Consider the following 20,435-nt stretch of genomic DNA (forward strand, 5'->3'; position numbering starts at 1 on the left):
TACACAACATTTTTCAATTTTTTTTAAATAAAATATTAAGTTAATTATTCAGGGTATTCAATTCTAAGATGATAAATGTTCTTTAACTTCTTTTTTAATACTTTTTTTATGGTCTGTAATTCTTTAAATGTTATATCTGCATTCATAAATTGCCCCTCCTCCATTTGTTTATTTACAATTTTTTCAACTAAATTATCAAAAGCCTGAGCACTTGGCTCTTTAATACTTTTTGATGCTGCTTCAACAGAATCACACATCATTAAAATTGCAGTTTCTTTTGAAAAAGGTATTGGTCCTGGATATTGAAAATTAGACACATCTGCCCTTCCTCCACTAAGTTCCTCCTCTTTTTTATAAAAATAATATACCAATGTAGTACCATGATGTGTTCTAATAAAATCAATTATTCTATCTGGTAATCTATGTTTTTTCGCTAATTCTACACCTTCAATTATATGATTAATAATTATTTGAGCACTATCTTTTGGTGTTAATTCATTATGTGGATTTACATTTGTAGATTGATTTTCAGTATAATACATTGGATTTATCATCTTACCAATATCATGGTACAAAGCTCCTGTACGAACTAGCATTGAATTTGCATTTATTTCATTTGCCGATGCTTCTGCTAAATTAGCAACTTGTAACGAGTGTTGAAAAGTACCTGGTGCTTTCTCAGCTAATTCACGCAAAAGCTTTGAGTTTGTATTAGAAAGTTCTTTTAAAGACTCATCTGAAACTAATCCAAATAATCTTTCAAACACATAAATTAATGGTAAAACAAATAGTGTAGCGCCACCATTTATAGAGAAATAAATAAACTTTTCCCAATCTAAATTTTGTGCATTTCCTTCCTGAATTATTGAAAAAGCAAAATAAGATACAAAATAAACAAAGGTTATTTGAATTACAGAAATAAACAAATTAGCTCTTTTATACAATTCAGAAATTGTTAAAATAGTTACTATCCCAGCTATTATTTGCAGAAAAATAAATTCAAAGCTATTTGGTACAATAAAACCTAATAATAATACAGTTAAAACGTGGGTAAATAATCCCAATCTCGCATCAAAAAAGGCTTTTAAAACCAATGGCAGAATTACAATTGGAGCTACATATATATATTTAGCATCATATTTAACTATTAAAGTAATTAATAAAACAATTAAAATAATATTAAAAAATATGAAAGTAACCTTCGTATTATTTTCAAAAATATCTAGCCTATATTTTCTTAAAAACAGTAATAACATTAGAAATGCTAATGCTACTAAAATTGTATATCCAAAAACAATCCAATTATAATTGGACTTGCTCCAAACCTGCGATTCAAATTCGCTTTTAATGGAATTTAAAATTATTAATTTATCTCCTTCAACAATATCACCCTTAAAAATAATTCGCTCATTTTCAGCAACCAAACCTTTGGTATAAGAAATTTTGCTTAAATTTTCTTGAAGTACTCTTTCCGTAAAAATGGTATCAAACTTTACATTGGGTTTTAGTTCTTCATAAATAATATTCAGAACAATATTTTCTTCTTGTGTAAACGGTTGAACCCCTATTTTTGAATTAATAAAACTTAAAATTTGTGAAGATTTAAATAACTTATCAGCTTCAATATCTTGACTTTTATTACCCATTTTTAAGGTAATAAGTTGATTGTTATTTTTTATATTATTTTGAGTTTCTATATAACCAAATTCATAAATATCAGTTACAACTTTATTTACTAATTCTCTAAGTTTAACTTTTTCTTCTTCAATTAATTCTGAATTCAATAAAGCATTTTCAATTTTTTCATCAATTGATTTTCTAACTTGTAAAACAACATTTTCATCATATTCATAAAACTGCTTTGAAGATTCTGTTACCTGCTGTTTTTCAAGAGCAATTTCATCTTCAGTTTTTTGAATAGCAAAATCAAATGGAGCATAGTAATTTTCATACTCCCAAGGTTTTCCTTTCTGAAATTCGTATTTAAACTGTCCTCCTTTTGGAAATAAATAAACCACCAAAACTATAGTAGCCACGTATAAAAACAACTTATATATTAAGGAGTGATTTACAAGTAATTTATTAATGATTTTTTTCACGAAGTATCCGTTTGCAAGTCAAAAATAACAATAATTATTCTATTTGCAATCGCTTTTATTTTTTTAATAACTCTTCAAGCCTCACAGGTAAGTTTTTATGTGTCCAACTACTGTAATTAGTATATCCAATTTTAGTGTGTATAGCATCTGTTTTATTAATAATTTTTTGGATTATAGATTCGGGCTGAATTTTAGTATCAGATATTTCTTTTACAATACTATTTAACTGTTCTGCAACCTTACTGCGAATGTTATTATTATGGTTTGTTAACCATAATTTAAAAGCCTCTTCGGTTAAATGCTTGTCTATAATTTTTTCTGTCATTTGCTGTCCGTGCTTTTTAGATTCCTGTATATTTCCTCTTCCAGTTACAGCATTACCAATTGCAAACACATTTTCGAAACCAAAAACATGATAATCTGCTTCTTCTCTCATTTTTAACGAAGTATATTCATATTGTAACCCATCTATTTTCTCAGGAACACTTCCAATAGACGAAATAACCATTTCAGTTTTAATGTTAAAAAAGCTATTTTCTATGGGTTTAATTTTACCATTTTCAACTTGTACTTTCTGAAAAACAACTTCTGTTAATTTATTTTCCTTTTCAACAAAATTAACAGGAATACTTAATGGAATAAATTCAAATAAATATTTTTCCTGATACTTATTTAATAATTTTTCTGAAACATTTTCAGCTATTTCAATGCTTTCTTTTGTATCATCTTTTGGAGTTTTTAAAGGCATATCTTTAGCTGTTCTTCTATAAATAAGCTTAGCCTTTCCAATCTCTAATTCATTAAAATCTACATTATATTCTTCTAAAATAGTATTTATTCCCTCCTTTTCTAATGTAAATAAATCTACTTCAATTCCTTTTTTAACAAATAGTTGCTTTTTAACAAGTTCAATCATTACAATTTTAACTACATCTAAAGATGCCAATCCTCCACCAACAACAATGGTATTATTTTTTATGGTATAATTAAGACCATCATAATCTTTTTCATGTTTATGATTAAACCAATAAATAAATGAATTTTGATATATCAATTCTTTATCTAAAAACTTATCAATTTCTAAAATTGGCAAACCTCTATCCTGCCAGGCACCATTTGCCAAAATAATTGCTGAAAAACCCCAATTATTAACCAAATCTAAAAAATCAATATCCTTTCCAATTTTAGTATTTGGTACAAACCGAATATTTTCTTGGTCTAATTTTGAATCTATCTCATTTATTTGTCTATTCCTTAAGTTTATATGCCAGTTAGGTAAACCATCCTCAATTTTGCCATAAGGCAATTTATTCATTTCAAAAACAACAACCCTAAAACCATTTTTTGCAAGAATATTTGCTGCCTCTGAACCTGAAATTGACCCTCCAATAATTGCTACGTAATGCTTTTTAAATGCTGTTGCTGAATTCATAAAATCTTTTGTTTTTTTATTAATTTAGAAATTTATAAAACTAAAACTTATTTTAAGTGATATATATTACAAAATTAAACTCTATTCTAAAAATGGATAGATTCCTTAATTTTGATTAAATTCGCAATTGAAAATATATTAATATGAAAGAAGTTGTAATTGTTTCCGTAGCTAGAACTCCTATAGGTAGCTTTTTAGGAAGTTTAGCAAATATATCTGCTACAAAACTTGGAGCCATTGCCATAAAAGGTGCTTTAGATAAAATAAATTTAGATCCTAATTTAGTTGATGAAGTTTTCATGGGAAATGTTATTTCTGCAGGACTGGGACAAGCTCCAGCTAAACAAGCTGCAATTTTTGCAGGGATTCCAAACACGGTACCTTGTACTACAATTAATAAAGTTTGTGCATCCGGAATGAAATCTATAATGTTTGCAGCTCAAGCTATTAAAACTGGAGATGCAGAAATTGTTATTGCAGGAGGTATGGAAAATATGAGTAGTATTCCTCATTATATTTCTGGAAGAAAAGCAACTAAACTTGGAAACATAAATGTTGTAGATGGACTTTTAGTTGATGGTTTAACTGATGTTTACGATCAAAAACATATGGGAACTTGTGGTGATTTATGCGCTAATGAATATAATTTCACCAGAGAAGATCAAGATAATTTTGCAATAGAATCTTACAATCGTTCAGCTAAGGCTTGGAAAAACAGCAATTTTAAAGATGAAATTGTTCCTGTTGAAATTCCTCAAAGAAAAGGAGAGCCAATTATATTTTTAGAAGATGAAGAATATAAAAATATTAATAAAGATAAAATATCAACATTAAGACCTGTTTTTAGTAAAGATGGTACAGTAACAGCAGCAAATGCTTCTACTTTAAATGATGGTGCTGCTGCATTGGTTTTAATGAGTATTGATAAAGCAAAAGAATTAAACTTAAAACCTTTAGCTAAAATTAGAGGCTATGCCGATGCTGCTCAGGAACCAAAATGGTTTACCACTGCACCTGCAAAAGCGTTACCTAAAGCATATAGTAAAGCAGGATTAAAGCAAGAAGATGTTGATTATTTTGAATTAAACGAAGCTTTTTCCGTTGTTGGTTTGGCAAATATTAAATTATTAGGTTTGGATGCTAATAAAGTAAATGTAAACGGTGGAGCTGTTTCCTTAGGGCATCCATTAGGTATGTCTGGTGCACGAATTGTGATTGCACTTACTTCAATATTAAAACAGAATAATGCTAAAATTGGTGCTGCTGGAATATGTAATGGAGGTGGTGGAGCAAGCGCAATTATAATTGAACGAATGTAATTTTAGTTTATGCAATACGGTATATGTAATTTAAGTATTATTCCTGTTAGAATTGAGCAAAATGACGCTTCAGAAATGGTTACACAATTGCTTTTTGGTGAACATTTTAAGGTTTTAGAAGCTCAAAAAAAATGGAGCAAAATTAGAAATGCTTTTGATAATTATGAAGGCTGGATTGACAATAAACAATACGAACAAATAACCGAAGAAACTTACAGTAACCTAGAAAACACTACAATTTCTTTAGCTGCTGATTTAATTGATTTTGCAACTGATGAAAATAACCAATTTTCTACTGTATGTATTGGTTCTAACCTTCCTTTTTATAACAACCAAAATCTTATTTTAAACACTACTAAATTTCATTATGAGGGAGAAATCTTTACTAAAAAACTATCCAAAGAATCTATAATAGAAATTGCCTACAAGTTTTTAAACACACCTTATTTATGGGGTGGAAAAACCCCTTTTGGAATTGATTGTTCTGGGTTTACACAAATGGTTTATAAGTTATGTGGTTATAAATTATTAAGAGACGCATCTCAACAAGCAACTCAGGGTGAAGTATTAAGCTTTATTGAAGAAAGTGAACCAGGAGATTTAGCTTTTTTTGATAATAATGAGGGTATTATTACTCATGTAGGTATTATTATGAAAGACAATTATATAATTCACGCACATGGAAAAGTTAGAATTGATATGATTGACCATAGTGGTATTTTTAATTTAGATAACCAAAAACATACCCATAAATTAAGGGTAATCAAAAAAATAATCTAAAAAAAAACCTCTCGAAATCGAGAGGTTTTTTTTTAGATTATTTTCAAATCTTATTGCTTTAATTGCTCATAAACAGCTTTTATAGTATCTAACTTATCTGTCATTTCAAGGTTTTCATATAAGCCCATTAATGTTTGAATTATACTTAAGTTTTCACTACTAATCTCATAAGCTTTCTCATAATAAGGAAGTGCTTCCTTATAAATTTCAAATTGTTGTGCTTGTAATTTATCGTACTTATCAAAATCAGATAAACTCTTATTCATCTCTTCAATTATTGGACCTGCTTTTTCTATAATTGCTGCTCCAATATTATTATAAGCATCTGCATAATCAGGCTTTAATTCTATTGCTTTTTCAAAATTAGCTATTGCTTCATCAATATTTCCCTGATTCATATTCATTACTCCAACGTTGTAATATAATGTTGGCTCAGTTGGGTTTAAATTAATTGCTTCTTCTAATTTTTCTTTAAATTTAGCATTATCACCAGCTCTATAATAAAGGTTAGCTTCATCAATTAATAAAGAATAACTGTTTGGAAACTCTTCTCTTCCTTTAGCAATTACTTCTAAAGCTTTTTCTGGATTTTCAAGCATTGCATAATTATTTGAAAGGTTTTTAAAGATCATTTCACGTCTAGAATCTTTAATTTCTTCTCTTCCATTTTCAACAATACCTAATTTAACTTGTAAATCCATTGTTTTTTTATCTGGATATGTAACTTCTTTACCATCATCTTTATTATTAGCTACGTAAATTGTTGAAATTCCTGTATAATTTAAATCTAATAATTTTTCATACGTATTTTTAGAAGTTTCATAGTCTTGTCCGTAAAAATAAATCAATGCTGCATTATCTAAGAAAGTAGTGTCTTTAGGGCTTAAAGCATATACTTGAGAAAATCCTTTAGCTGCTTTAATATAATCTGCAGGTTCTTTAGTTTGAACTGCTGTTTCATAATCACTTGAAGCCTTTGCTGCAGTATTTTGAATTAAAGTATTAATTAAACCTCCTACTTCATTCGTATATTTAGGTTTATTTGATTCTTTTTCAAAATCTAATAATTCATTAAAAGCTACACCTACTTCTTCAACATTTTCATTTGCTCCATTTTGATATAAAGCCATTCCTTTTAAATAATAAAATTTAGCTTTTGTTTTTTGGTCTGCACCTCCAATTAAACTTTCAGCTTGGTTAAGCGCGGCTATTGCAGATGAAAAATCACTACTTTTAATGGCTTTTTCTGCAGTTTTTAATTCATCCTTTTGTCCGAACACTGTCATACTAATTAAAAAAGCAGACAGAATTAATAATTGTTTTCTCATTTTAATTGATTTATTCTTAAATTATTCTTGATTTGTATTCTCTTCATTATTATTTTCAATTTCCGTGCCATTTTCATTTTCATCAATTTCTTCGTCTTCTTCGTGCATCACTTTTGCAACTGCTGCAATAGAATCATTATCTTTAATATTAATTAATTTAACACCTTGTGTTGCACGTCCCATAACACGTAAATCTGAAACTGCCAATCTAATTGTAATACCTGATTTATTTATAATCATTAAATCATCTTCATCAGTTACATTTTTAATTGCTACTAAATTTCCGGTTTTTTCGGTTACATTAATTGTTTTAACACCTTTACCTCCACGGTTTGTTATTCTATAATCTTCTAAACTTGACCTTTTACCATAACCATTTTCTGAAACAACAAGTATATTGCTATCTAAATCATTTACAGCAATCATTCCAATAACTTCATCTTTTTTATTTGATAAAGTGATCCCACGCACACCAGAAGCATTCCTACCCATTGGACGTGTTTTGCCTTCTTCAAATCTAATTGATTTACCTGATTTTAAGGCAAGCATAACTTGGCTATCACCGGTTGTTAATTTTGCTTCTAATAATTCATCACCTTCTTTTATGGTAATGGCATTTATACCGTTAGTTCTTGGACGAGAATATTGCTCTAAAGAAGTCTTTTTAACTTGACCTTTTTTAGTTGCCATTATCACATAATGGTTATTTACATATTCTTCATTTTTAAGATCTTCTGTAACTAAAAATGCTTTTACTTTATCATCTTGTTCCAGGTTAATTAAATTGACAAGCGCTCTTCCTTTTGAAGTTTTACTACCTTCTGGAATTTCATAAACTCGCATCCAAAATACTTTTCCTTTTTGAGTAAAAAACAACATATATTGGTGATTGGTTCCAATAAATAAATGTTCTAAGAAATCTTCATTTCTGGTAGCCACTCCTTTTTGTCCTCTACCACCTCTATTTTGAACTTTATACTCATCTAAATTAGTACGTTTAACATAACCTGCATGAGAAATTGTAACAACAACATTAGAATTTGGAATCATATCTTCAATAGATAAATCTCCACCGGCATATTCAATTACCGATCTTCTATCATCACCATATTTGTCTCTAATTGCTATAAGTTCTTCTTTAATTATATTATAACGTCTTACTTCATCGGATAAAATATCTTTTAAATCTGCTATTAATTTAACAATCTCATCATACTCTGCACGTAATTTATCTTGCTCTAAACCAGTTAATTGACGTAAACGCATTTCAACAATTGCTTTGGCTTGAATTTCGGTAAGCTCAAAACGAGTCATTAAACTTTCACGTGCTTCATCAGCATTTGAAGAGGCTCTAATTATTTTTATTACCTCATCAATATTGTCACTTGCAATAATTAAACCTTCTAAAATATGAGCTCTAGCCTCTGCTTTTTTAAGTTCAAATTCTGTTCTTCTAACAATTACTTCATGTCTGTGTTCAACAAAATAATGAATTAATTGTTTTAGGTTTAATTGTTCTGGACGCCCATTAACTAAGGCAATATTATTAACGCTAAACGATGTTTGAAGCGCAGTATATTTATATAATTTATTTAAAACAATGTTTGGAATTGCATCACGCTTTAAAATATAAACAACACGCATTCCATTTCTATCAGATTCATCTCTAATATTGGCAATACCTTCTAATTTTTTTTCGTTAACTAAGTCAGCAGTTTTTTTAATCATATCTGCTTTGTTAACCTGATATGGAATCTCGGTAACAATTATACATTCTCTGCCTTGAACTTCTTCAATAACAGCTTTAGCACGCATTACTATTCTTCCCCTACCAGTTTCAAATGCATCTTTTACACCTTCATAACCATAAATAATTCCTCCAGTTGGAAAATCTGGAGCTTTTATATATTGCATTAATTCAGAAATTTCAATTTCTCTGTTATCAATATATGCTAGTGTTCCATCAATTACCTCTGTTAAATTATGAGGTGCCATATTTGTAGCCATACCCACTGCAATACCAGAAGCTCCATTAACTAACAAATTTGGAATTCTAGTTGGTAAAACTGTAGGTTCGTTTAAAGTATCATCAAAGTTTAGTTTATGATCAACTGTATCCTTTTCAATATCAGAAAGCATTTCTTCAGATATTTTTTGCATACGCACCTCAGTATAACGCATTGCTGCAGGACTATCACCATCAACAGAACCAAAGTTACCTTGTCCATCAACCATCATATAACGTACACTCCAGTCTTGTGCCATTCTAACCATAGAATCGTACACTGAAGTATCTCCATGCGGATGATACTTACCCAATACTTCCCCAACTACTCTTGCTGATTTTTTATAGGATCCTGTTGCTTTTATACCTAATTCGTGCATCCCATACAAAACTCTTCTGTGTACAGGTTTTAAACCATCTCGTACATCTGGTAATGCTCTTGAAACAATTACTGACATTGAATAATCAATGTAAGCAGATTTCATTTCATCTTCAATATTTATTGGTATCAGTTTTTCTCCGTCTGCCATATGTTTTTTAATTTATTTTAGTGTCATATTTTAACAAAGCAATATACAATTTTTCACTTTTTTACAACCAATTTGTCAGGTTGTTTTTATATTTTTTATTAACAATAAACCCTATATAATTATACAGTTTAACACACTGAATATCAATACTTAAATCACTAAAAAAAACACTTTTTTATCAAATAATTAAAAAGTGGTGTTGTTTTTGCACTAAAAAAAGAAAAAAATCAGTTAATTTTACAATATAAACATAATACAATGGACGATAATTTTTCACCAAAAGTTAAAGATGTAATTGCATACAGCAAGGAAGAAGCATTACGTTTAGGACACGATTTTATAGGAACTGAACACTTAATGTTAGGTCTTATTAGAAAGGGGACTGGAAAAGCTATAGACATTTTAAATTCATTAGATATTAATCTTGATCATTTACGAAAAAAAATTGAAGGATTAAGCCCTATAAATTCCGTAATTGAAACTTCTTCTAATGAAAAGAAAAGCTTACGCTTAACAAGACAAGCTGAAAAAGCTTTAAAAACAACTTTTTTAGAAGCTAAATTATATCAAAGTGAATCCGTAAATACTGCACATTTACTTTTGTGTATTTTACGAAATGAAAATGACCCAACAACCAAGTTGTTACACAATTTTGACGCCACTTATGAAGACGTTAAAACTGTTTACAAACAATTATTTTTAAATGAAGAAATAAATTTACCAAGCGCTGAAAACAAATCTGATGATGATTTTGATACTCCAAAATCCAATCCGTTTGAACAGCCAAAAGGAGAGCAAACTCCTCAAAAGAAATCAAAAACACCTGTTTTAGATAATTTTGGACGTGATTTAACGCGTTTAGCTGAAGAAGGTGCCTTAGATCCTGTTGTTGGAAGAAAAAAAGAAATAGAGCGCGTATCTCAAATTTTAAGCCGTAGAAAAAAGAACAATCCAATGTTAATTGGTGAACCAGGTGTTGGTAAATCTGCAATTGCAGAAGGTTTGGCTTTACGTATTATTCAGCGAAAAGTATCTCGAATCTTATTTAACAAACGAATTGTTTCTTTAGATTTAGCAAGTTTGGTTGCAGGAACAAAATACAGGGGCCAGTTTGAAGAACGTATGAAAGCTTTAATGAATGAATTAGAAAAAAATGATGATATTATTTTATTTATTGATGAAATTCATACCATAGTAGGTGCTGGTGGAGCAACGGGCTCATTAGACGCTTCAAATATGTTAAAACCTGCTTTAGCACGCGGAGAAATTCAATGTATTGGAGCTACAACTTTAGATGAGTTCAGAACCAATATTGAAAAAGATGGCGCTTTAGAAAGAAGATTTCAAAAAGTAATTGTTGAGCCTACTTCTGTTGAAGAAACCATTCAAATTTTAAATAATATAAAAGATAAATATGAGGATCATCATATGGTTACATACACAGATGATGCTATTAAAGCTTGTGTAAAATTAACCAATAGGTATATGACAGATCGTTTTCTTCCAGATAAAGCAATTGATGCTATGGATGAAGCCGGATCTCGAATTCATATTACAAATATTGTGGTTCCAAAAGAGGTACTTCAACTTGAAAAAGAATTAGAAAAAATTAAAAGCGATAAAACTGCTGCTGTAAATGGACAAAAATATGAAGAAGCTGCAAGATTACGCGATGATGAAAAACGCTTAGAAAATTCTTTACAAATTGAACAAAAAAAATGGGAAGAAGCTTCTAAATTAAACCGCGAAGTTGTTACCGAAGATAATGTTGCTGAAGTTGTTTCTATGATGACAGGTATTCCTGTAAATAGAGTTGCTGAAGCAGAAAGCCATAGATTGCATGACCTTCCAAATTTAATTAAAGGAAAAGTTATTGGTCAGGATGAAGCTGTTTCAAAGGTTGTAAAAGCCATTCAACGTAATCGTGTTGGACTTAAAGATCCAAATAAGCCAATTGGTTCATTTATCTTTTTAGGTCAAACAGGAGTTGGTAAAACTCAGCTAGCCAAAGTGTTGGCAACCGAATTATTTGATAGCGAAGATGCACTTGTAAGAATTGATATGAGTGAGTATATGGAAAAATTTGCCATTTCGAGATTAATTGGTGCACCTCCGGGTTATGTAGGCTATGAAGAAGGTGGGCAATTGACTGAAAAAATAAGACGTAAGCCTTATGCTGTTGTTTTATTAGACGAGATAGAAAAAGCACATCCTGATGTGTTTAATATGTTGCTTCAAATTTTAGATGATGGTCATATTACTGATAGTCTTGGCAGAAAAATTGACTTTAGAAATACAATTATCATAATGACATCTAACATTGGTTCTCGTCAGTTAAAAGACTTTGGAGCTGGTGTTGGTTTTGGAACCGCTTCTAAAAAAGAACAAGCAGATGAAAACGCTAAAAAAGTAATTGAAAATGCACTTAAAAAATCTTTTGCTCCTGAATTTTTAAACAGAATTGATGATGTAATTGTATTTAATGCTTTAGAACGCGAAGATATTCACTCAATTATTGATATTGAATTAAAAAAATTAGTTAATCGTATTGAAGATTTAGGTTACAATCTTAAATTAACAGATGAAGCTAAAGACTATATTGCAGATAAAGGATTTGATAAGCAATATGGCGCAAGACCTTTAAAACGTGCAATTCAAAAATATATTGAAGATGCCTTAGCTGAAGAAATAGTAAATTCTAAATTAACTGAAGGCGATACTATTTTTATGGATTTAAACAAAGATAAATCTGAATTAACAATTAAAATTACTAAAGGCAAAAAAAAGGTTGAGGAATAACCCTAATCTTTTTTGTAGCAACATAATTTATCCAGATATTTTTGAAAATATCTGGATTTTTTTTTGTGATATTTAATAAGTAATTATTTAGTAAATTTATTGAAGTAATTTTAATTATATAATTATGAAATCTTCAACAAAATTTTGGTTATCTATTTTTACTTTTTTACCAATTGTATTTTTAGTACTCCTTTTTATTTTCTTTTTCACTGTTTTCTTTGAGAATATTATGGAATTAGAACATAATCATGGTGAAATCCCAATAGCATTTTTACAATCTTTAACTTGGTTTATTCTGTTGATTGTTTTTATGGCAATTATAAGTTTAGGAATAAAAATTTACTATATCGTACATACCAATAACAATCCAGAAAACGATACAAATAAAAAAGTGATGTGGACTTTGATTCTTATTTTTACAGGAATTATTGGAAGTATTATTTATTATTTTGTTGAAATTATTCCTTTAAAGACTATTAAATAATTAATTCTTAGCTAACAATCCTTTTAAAAAGCCTAATCCGTAACCGGCAAATTGTATTAAAGTTGTTAATATACTTACAATAGCTACATTTATATTTTTGTTTTTTATAAATGAGTGAATGAGTATTATTATAAAATAAGTTGCAAAAAACAAGGCGAATACTTTAATTTTAAAAATTAACATCATTATTATTGAAAAAGCCAATCCTAAAATAAATAAAGAAGGAAACCAGTAAGTTAATTTAGCTGTTTCAGGATATTTTCTATTTAAAAAAGGTCTGCCTTTTCCAAACGCAAAAGTTTGTTTAAAAAATTGTTGAAATGTGGACCTTCTTTTATGGTATACAAAAGCGTTTTCAATAAATTGGGTTTCAAAATTATGTTCCCATAAACGAAACGTTAAATCAATATCTTCACCAATTTTCATTTTACTAAAACCTTTGCTAACCTCAAAAGCTTTCTTAGAAATTCCTAAATTAAAACTTCTAGGTTGAAATTTATCCACTGCTTTTTTACTACCGCGAATTCCTCCAGTAGTAAAAAAGGAAGTCATACTATAATTAATTGCTTTTTGAATTGTTGTAAAAGATTGGTGCGCAGCATCTGCCCCTCCAAAAGCATCGGTATAATTTTCTTGAAGTGCCTTTTCAACTTCAACTAAATAATTTGGTGGAATAATACAATCCGAATCAAAAATAATAAAGTAATTTCCTGAAGCTTGTTGCATTCCAAAATTTCGGCTAGCTCCTGCTCCACTATTTTCTTTGAAGAAATATTTTAAATTTAATTTTTCGGAATATTTTTTTAGAATTTTATCGGCTTTTATAGTGGAACCATCTTCAACTACAATAACTTCAAAACTTTTTTGAAAAGTTTGCTTTGTTAAACTCTGCAACAATTCATCAATTTCTTGAGGACGATTATAAACAGGAATAATAATTGAAAATTGGTACTCCACCAGTTAGCTTTTTAAGAAATTCAAATTTACAGTTTTTAATACAACTAAAAAGAAAAACCTACTTTGAAAATTTAAAGTAGGTTTTAGAACAGTTAATTTAAATTTAAATTAAGCTAAAGAAGTTTCCTCCAAAATTTCAGTTTGAACCAACTTGTACAAGCTTAAGTTTTCAATATCAAAATTTGATATATAATCAGACTTTTCTTTATTTTCTGAACTCGCTAAATTGATAAATAATTTGGCAGATTTACTAAATTTCTCATCACGTTGACTATTTAAAACCAATAAATAACCCATAATTATATTACCAGCCATTTCAACCAATCTTCTAGAATGAAAATCTAATAATTCCGTATTATGTGTTTCAATAACTTTTTGGGAAACTTGCTCATAATTAGCTGTCATTTCCTGAAGTTTTGCTTGTAAAAATTTATTCTCTTCAGAAATTTTAGCATCGTAATTTTTTATTTGCTCCAAAAATACGCCAGTTGTTACTCCTTTTATAGCTGCAACTGCTTGTAATTGTGTTGTTCCTTCATAAATTGAAGTTATTCTGGCATCTCTATAGATTCGTTCAATAGGAAAATCTTTCATAAAACCAGTTCCTCCGTGAATTTGTAAAGAATCATACGCAATTACATTACAAGCTTCACTAGCAGTTAGTTTTAAAAGTGGCGTAAAAACATTGGCTAATTTTGCATAACCTTTCATTTCCATACGTTCTTCTTTTTCTAAAGAACGTTCTTGCATTACATCTTCATAAACTTTTGTAACATCTACAAACCGTGTTGTTTCATACAATAATGAACGTAAAGCATCAATACGCACACGCATATTGGTAATCATTTCATAAACTGCCGGAAAATTCACAATTACTTTTCCAAATTGCGCTCTTTCTTCAGCATACTTTAAAGCTTCTCTATAAGCAGCATCTGCAATACCAACTGATTGTGCTCCTACACCTAAACGTGCAGAATTCATTAAAGCCATTACATATTTTATTAAACCAAATCGCTCCTTACCAACCAGTTCTGCAGGTGCATTTTTAAACACCAATTCACATGTTGGAGAACCTTTAATTCCTAATTTTTTTTCTAAATGACGTACTTCAACAGCGTGATCATTTCTATCATAAATAAACATTGAGAGTCCTCTAGCATCAGTAGTTCCTTCTTCAGAACGTGCCAACACCAACGAAATGTCTGCATCACCATTGGTAATAAAACGCTTAACACCGTTTAAATACCATTTTTTATCTTCTTCATTAAATGTTGCTTTTAATTTTACAGATTGCAAATCGGAACCTGCATCTGGCTCTGTTAAAACCATTGCAGCAGTAGCACCATCTCTATTAAAACGAGGTAAATATTTTTCTCGTTGTGCTTCACTACCAAATTCATAAATAGTTTCTGCACAATCTTGCAATCCCCAAATATTAGCAAAGCCAGCATCGGCTCTTGCAACCATTTCAGCAGCCATTACATAAGGCAGCAAAGGAAAATTTAATCCATCATACTTTCTTGGCAAGGACATACCAATTAAACCTGCATCGTGCAATGCTTTGTAATCTGCAGTAGTTCCTTTTGCATAAACTACTTCATTGTTTTCAATATGAGGACCTTCAATATCAACACCTTCAGCATTTTTTGCAATAGTATCGGCACAAATTTCACCAACAATTTCTAATATTTTTTCATAAGTATCAATTGCATCTTCGTGATTTAAAGGAGCATATTCATATTTTTCTGATTCTGAAAAATTTCGTTCTTTTAATGCAACTATCTTTTTTACTATAGGATGCTCTAAATGAAACCTGAAATCTGGAGTATCTTTAAAAAAATTATCCATTTTGTATATTTTATATTATTAAGTGACGCTCTAAAAAATAAAAATTTAGTCAACCTGAATTTATTTCAGGATCTCATTAAAAGAATTGAAAACATGGTGAGATTCTGAAACAAGTTCAGAGTGACGATTTATATACATTTTAGATAATCTCATTAATTTAGTTATTATTCTATTTAGCGTTCTGTTTGTAATATTTAATCATTTTTGGAACAACTACGCCCAAATCTCCGTGTATTACATAATCTGCTAATTTATTTATTGGGGCTTCCGGATCATTATTTATTGAAATAATCATTGAAGCATCCTGCATTCCTGCAGTGTGTTGAATGGCACCTGAAATACCAGCAGCTATATATAATTTTGGACGAACAGTAGTTCCGGTTTGTCCAATTTGACGGTCGTGCTCAATAAAACCTGCATCAACAGCCGCCCTTGAACCGCCAACTTCACCACCTAACAATTCAGCCAATTCAATTAAGTAATCAAAATTTTCTTTAGAACCAACACCATAACCACCCGCAACAATAATTGGAGCATCTTTTAGGTTTACACCAGATTCTTTAATTTCACGATCAATAATTTCAACTACAAAATCTTCTTTATTTAAAATTGAATTTACATCAACTTCAACTATTTCTGTACTATAGTGTTCATCAAAAATTTCTTTTTTCATAACGCCTTCACGTACCGTTGCCATTTGTGGGTGCATATCCCAATTGATGATATTTGCCATAATACTTCCACCAAAAGCAGGACGAATAGCGTATAATAAATCTTTATATTCTTTCTTTTCCTTTTTTACAAAATGATCTCCAATATCTAAAATAGTACAATCCGCAGTTAGCCCACAATTTAATTTTGAAGCTAATCTTGGCGCTAAATCTCTTCCAACTGAAGTTGCTCCAAATAACACAATTTGTGGATCTTCTTCGTTTAAAATATATGAAGCCAATGCCGCATGTGGTAATGTTTGATAAGGCTCTAACTTTAAACCATTTCCAACAAATAACTTATCAACACCATAAGGTGCTATTTGACTTTCAATACCATTTAAATTTGCACCAAAAATCATGGCTTCTAGCGGACTTCCTAATTTTTCAGCCAATCGCTTTCCTGCTGACAATAATTCCTGACTTATATCTGCTACTTTTTGATTTTCAACTTCGCAATAGACTAATACGCTTTTCTTTTTTTCCATTTTTAAAGTTTTAAATTACCCTATAGTATGGTGTTCAATTAATTCTTTTATCATCATTTCAATATCGGCATCAGATTCTGATAAAATTTTTGCTTCATTTGCTGTTAAAACAATGTTTTCTACGCTTTTAACTTTAGTTGGAGAACCATTTAAGCCAATTTTTTCCAAATTAGCTTCAATATCTTCAACACTCCACTCTGGTATTGTTAAATAGGGCCTTTTTTCATGAAGCAAAAGCAACATTTCATCAGCTGAGCGCAACTCGGTTTTAGTTCGTGCATATTTGTATTGCATTACTTTTTTTGCGTGTCGTGATCTACAAGCTGGTGAAGAACCATGAACAGTCATTAAACAAGGATAAGGTGCGGCAACAGTTTCTATACCTTTAGACAAACGTCTTCTTGCAACTATTTTATCATCATTAATTTCTAAAATTTCTTCAACATAGGTAACTTGCGGAATGTTTAATTTATCGGCACATTGTGGTCCAACTTGAGCGGTATCTCCATCAATAGCTTGTCTTCCACCCAAAACTAAATCGTAGGGTGCTAACTTTTTAATTCCTTTAACTAAAGTATAACTAGTTGCAAGTGTATCAGCACCACCAAATCTTCTATCAGAGATCATAACACCATAATCTGCACCTCTATAATAGCCTTCACGAATAATGTCTGCAGCCTTTTGAGGTCCCATTGTTAATAATGTTACCGTTGTTCCTGGAATTCTATCTTTAATGTTTAATGCTAATTCTAATGCGTGTAAATCGTCTGGATTAAAAACCGTAGAAAGTTTACCTCTATTTACAGTACCATCTGGTTTCATGGCATCTGGACCCACATGACGTGTGTCCGGCACTTGCTTTGCAAGTACTACAATTTTAAGTGGTCTCATAGAATAATATTACTTGTATATTTTTGATTCTTTCAAAATTAAAGCAAATTTTTCATGAAAACGATGACAATACTCATACTTCTAAAATTTATATTTTTAGTTGAGGCAATAATTTTAAACAATAAAAAAAGCGATGATTTTAAAATCATCGCTTTTTTTATTATTCTATAAATTTTTAACTTTCTATTTAATGTTCTTTTTTGGTTCTTCAACAACTTCCTCTGGTTGATAATCTTTCATAAAATCTTCCATAATAGCTGTGCTTACCCCCATATTAGAAAAACCACCATCGTGAAATAAGTTTTGAAGTGTAACTTTTTTGGTTAAATCCGAAAACATTGAAATAGTATAATCAGCACATTCCAATGCAGTAGCATTTCCTAGAGGTGACATTTTTTCAGCGTAAGCAATAAAACCATCAAAACCTTTAACACCACTACCTGCAGTAGTTGGAGTTGGAGATTGCGAAATTGTATTTACTCTTACCTTTTTATCACGACCAAAGAAATAACCAAAACTACGTGCAACAGATTCTAAATAGGCTTTATTGTCTGCCATATCATTATAATCTGGAAAAACACGTTGTGCAGCCATATATGATAAAGCTACAATACTTCCCCACTCATTCATTGCATCTTTTTTGTATAACATACTCATAACTCTATGAAAAGATAAAGCAGATACATCAAAACCTGTTTTTGTGAAATTATAATCTTGATTCGTATAGTGATTTCCTCTTCTAACATTTACAGACATTCCAATTGAATGTAGAACAAAATCAATTTTTCCACCTAAAATTTCCATAGATTTATCAATTAAGTCTTCTAAATCCATCATAGATGTAGCATCTGCAGGTATTACTTGTGATCCTGTTTTTTCAGCTAATTCTGAAATAGTTCCTAAACGCAATGCAACGGGTGCATTGGTTAAAACAAATGTTGCTCCCTCTTCATGAGCTCTTTCAGCAACTTTCCAGGCAATAGATTTTGAATCTAATGCTCCAAAAATTATCCCTTTTTTACCTTTTAATAAATTATACATAATTTTAAGTTTGTTTTCGATTTTTATTTAATTGGGTGCAAATATAGTGAATTCCTAATTTAAGAGTTGTTTTGCGTGTTCAATGGCTGTTTTTGAAATATTTTTCCCACTTAACATTTCTGCAATTTCCTCAATTCGCTCATTTTCATTTAATTGCATTAATTTTGTTTCAATGTTGTTATTAATATCTTGTTTATATACTTTATAATGTTGTTGACCTTTAGCTGCAATTTGAGGTAAATGTGTTATGGTAATAACTTGCATATTACTACTCATTTCATGCATAATATCAGCCATTTTTTGTGAAACATCTCCAGAAACACCTGTATCAATTTCATCAAAAATAATAGTAGGCAATTTTGAATACTCTGAAAGAATTGCTTTAACGGCTAACATTATTCGAGATAACTCACCACCTGATGCTATTTTTTTAAGTTCCCCAAAATTAACTCCTTTATTGGCTGAAATTAACAAATGTAATTCGTCTTTTCCATTAGAAAAATAACTTTTTGTATGCTTAATATTAAATTTAAAACGGGTATTTTCCATTCCTAAATTAGAAAGGATTGTTTCTAACTTTTTAATTAAAACTGGAATTGCTTTTTCCCGCTCCTTAAATATAGTTTGTGCTAATAAATCAATTTTATCAGCCACTTCATTAACTTCCTTTTCTTTGGCTTTAATTTGTGCCGAAGAATTTTCTACTGCATCCACTTTAACAGAAAGGTCTTCTTTAATAACTAATAATTCATCAATTGAAGTTACATTATGTTTCTTTTGCAAATTGTAAACTAATTGCAACCTGTTATTTAATTTTTCTAATTCCGAAGGATCGAATTCAATATTTTCATTTAAATTTTCAATTTCATTAGCAATATCGTCTAATTCAATTTTTAAACTTAAAACACGTTCATACAATTCCTTATACTCACTAGCAAATGTTTTAATTTTATTTAAACTATATGTAAAAGTAACCAATAACGCTTGTAAACCAATTTCTTCATTTACTGCTAAATCCTGTGCTTCAGTTAGGTTTAATTTAATTTCTTCAATATTATTTTCTTTATCTAGCTGCTGTTCTAAAATAGCTTGTTCATTACTTTTAAAACTTGCTTTTTCCAACTCTTCATATAAATGCAAATTATATTCGTATTGTTCTTGAGCAATTACTTGATTTTTTTTAAGTTCTTTTAATTCTTTGTTTAATTTATTAAATAATTGTAAACCTCTTTTATACGATTCAATTTTAGCATTGTTATTTACTAAAGCATCTAGAATTTGAAATTGAAAATTAACATCCGATAATTGCAACGTTTGATGTTGAGAATGTACATCAATCAACTTTTCACTTAAGCTTTGTAAATTTTGTAATGTTGTTGGTGTATCATTTATAAACGCACGTGATTTTCCGCTAGGAAGAATTTCACGCCTTATTATAGTTTCATTTTCAAAATCAATATCATTTTCATTAAAAAAACTTTCTAAATGATAATTTGCAATTGAAAATTGAGCTTCAATTACACATTTATTAGTCGTGTCTTTTAATGTAGAAGAATCAGCTCGCTTGCCCAAAACTAATCCTAAAGCACCTAAAAGAATGGATTTACCTGCACCAGTTTCTCCTGTAATTATAGATAAATTATCTTGAAAACTGACAGATAAACTTTCAATTAAAGCGTAATTTTTTATGGAAAGATTTATTAGCATTCTTTAAGTTTGAAATT

General features: G+C 29.7%; 14 protein-coding genes. 4 read left to right on the forward strand and 10 right to left on the reverse strand.

What is annotated here, in order from left to right:
* Positions 1-44 precede the first annotated feature (44 nt).
* Together BX611_RS08295 and BX611_RS08300 are read right to left on the reverse strand one after the other, a co-directional pair.
* Entirely contained in the window at positions 45-2,099 is a 2,055-nt protein-coding gene (locus BX611_RS08295) for an HD family phosphohydrolase (RefSeq protein ID WP_115880049.1), read from the reverse strand.
* Positions 2,100-2,154: 55 nt separating this feature from the next.
* A complete protein-coding gene (locus tag BX611_RS08300) occupies positions 2,155-3,531 on the reverse strand; it encodes a hypothetical protein (RefSeq protein WP_115880051.1) in 1,377 nt (458 codons plus the stop codon).
* A 143-nt stretch (positions 3,532-3,674) separates the two neighbouring features.
* Between BX611_RS08300 and BX611_RS08305 the strand changes: the two genes are divergently transcribed.
* Complete coding sequence (locus tag BX611_RS08305) at positions 3,675-4,850, forward strand: acetyl-CoA C-acyltransferase (protein ID WP_115880053.1); 1,176 nt, start codon at positions 3,675-3,677, stop codon at positions 4,848-4,850.
* Between the two features lie 9 nt (positions 4,851-4,859).
* A complete protein-coding gene (locus tag BX611_RS08310; RefSeq protein ID WP_115880055.1) occupies positions 4,860-5,630 on the forward strand; it encodes a C40 family peptidase in 771 nt (256 codons plus the stop codon).
* Positions 5,631-5,680: 50 nt separating this feature from the next.
* Here the strand turns inward: BX611_RS08310 and BX611_RS08315 are convergent, their stop codons facing one another.
* Together BX611_RS08315 and gyrA are read right to left on the reverse strand one after the other, a co-directional pair.
* Entirely contained in the window at positions 5,681-6,958 is a 1,278-nt protein-coding gene (locus tag BX611_RS08315) for a tetratricopeptide repeat protein (protein ID WP_115880057.1), read from the reverse strand.
* A gap of 21 nt (positions 6,959-6,979) precedes the next feature.
* The gene (gyrA, locus tag BX611_RS08320) at positions 6,980-9,493 is read right to left on the reverse strand and encodes a DNA gyrase subunit A (RefSeq protein ID WP_115880059.1); all 2,514 of its coding nucleotides are present in this window, start codon (positions 9,491-9,493) and stop codon (positions 6,980-6,982) included.
* Positions 9,494-9,751: 258 nt separating this feature from the next.
* On the opposite strand from gyrA, the gene BX611_RS08325 reads away from it, so the two are divergent.
* Positions 9,752-12,292: an ATP-dependent Clp protease ATP-binding subunit gene (locus BX611_RS08325; RefSeq protein WP_115880061.1), complete on the forward strand. Its 2,541-nt coding sequence runs from the start codon at positions 9,752-9,754 to the stop codon at positions 12,290-12,292.
* Positions 12,293-12,416: 124 nt separating this feature from the next.
* Positions 12,417-12,776: a PLDc N-terminal domain-containing protein gene (locus BX611_RS08330; protein WP_115880063.1), complete on the forward strand. Its 360-nt coding sequence runs from the start codon at positions 12,417-12,419 to the stop codon at positions 12,774-12,776.
* On the opposite strand, the gene BX611_RS08335 is transcribed toward BX611_RS08330, so the two are convergent.
* From BX611_RS08335 to recN, 6 genes are all read right to left on the reverse strand, one after another.
* Positions 12,777-13,733 carry a glycosyltransferase gene (locus BX611_RS08335; protein WP_115880065.1) on the reverse strand — a complete coding sequence of 319 codons (957 nt, stop codon included), beginning with the start codon at positions 13,731-13,733 and terminating at the stop codon, positions 12,777-12,779. It lies immediately after the preceding gene.
* 108 nt (positions 13,734-13,841) lie between these two features.
* A complete protein-coding gene (locus tag BX611_RS08340; protein ID WP_115880067.1) occupies positions 13,842-15,581 on the reverse strand; it encodes an acyl-CoA dehydrogenase family protein in 1,740 nt (579 codons plus the stop codon).
* Between the two features lie 169 nt (positions 15,582-15,750).
* A complete protein-coding gene (locus BX611_RS08345; RefSeq protein ID WP_115880069.1) occupies positions 15,751-16,779 on the reverse strand; it encodes an electron transfer flavoprotein subunit alpha/FixB family protein in 1,029 nt (342 codons plus the stop codon).
* A 15-nt stretch (positions 16,780-16,794) separates the two neighbouring features.
* A complete protein-coding gene (locus tag BX611_RS08350; protein WP_115880071.1) occupies positions 16,795-17,670 on the reverse strand; it encodes an electron transfer flavoprotein subunit beta/FixA family protein in 876 nt (291 codons plus the stop codon).
* Between the two features lie 183 nt (positions 17,671-17,853).
* Positions 17,854-18,714, reverse strand: a complete 861-nt coding sequence (locus BX611_RS08355) for an enoyl-ACP reductase FabI (protein WP_115880073.1) — start codon at positions 18,712-18,714, stop codon at positions 17,854-17,856.
* Positions 18,715-18,765: 51 nt separating this feature from the next.
* Positions 18,766-20,418, reverse strand: coding sequence for a DNA repair protein RecN (gene recN / locus BX611_RS08360; protein WP_115880075.1), 1,653 nt, complete (start codon positions 20,416-20,418; stop codon positions 18,766-18,768).
* Positions 20,419-20,435 lie beyond the last annotated feature (17 nt).

This window comes from Lutibacter oceani (assembly GCF_003384935.1).
GTDB classification, from domain to species: domain Bacteria; phylum Bacteroidota; class Bacteroidia; order Flavobacteriales; family Flavobacteriaceae; genus Lutibacter; species Lutibacter oceani.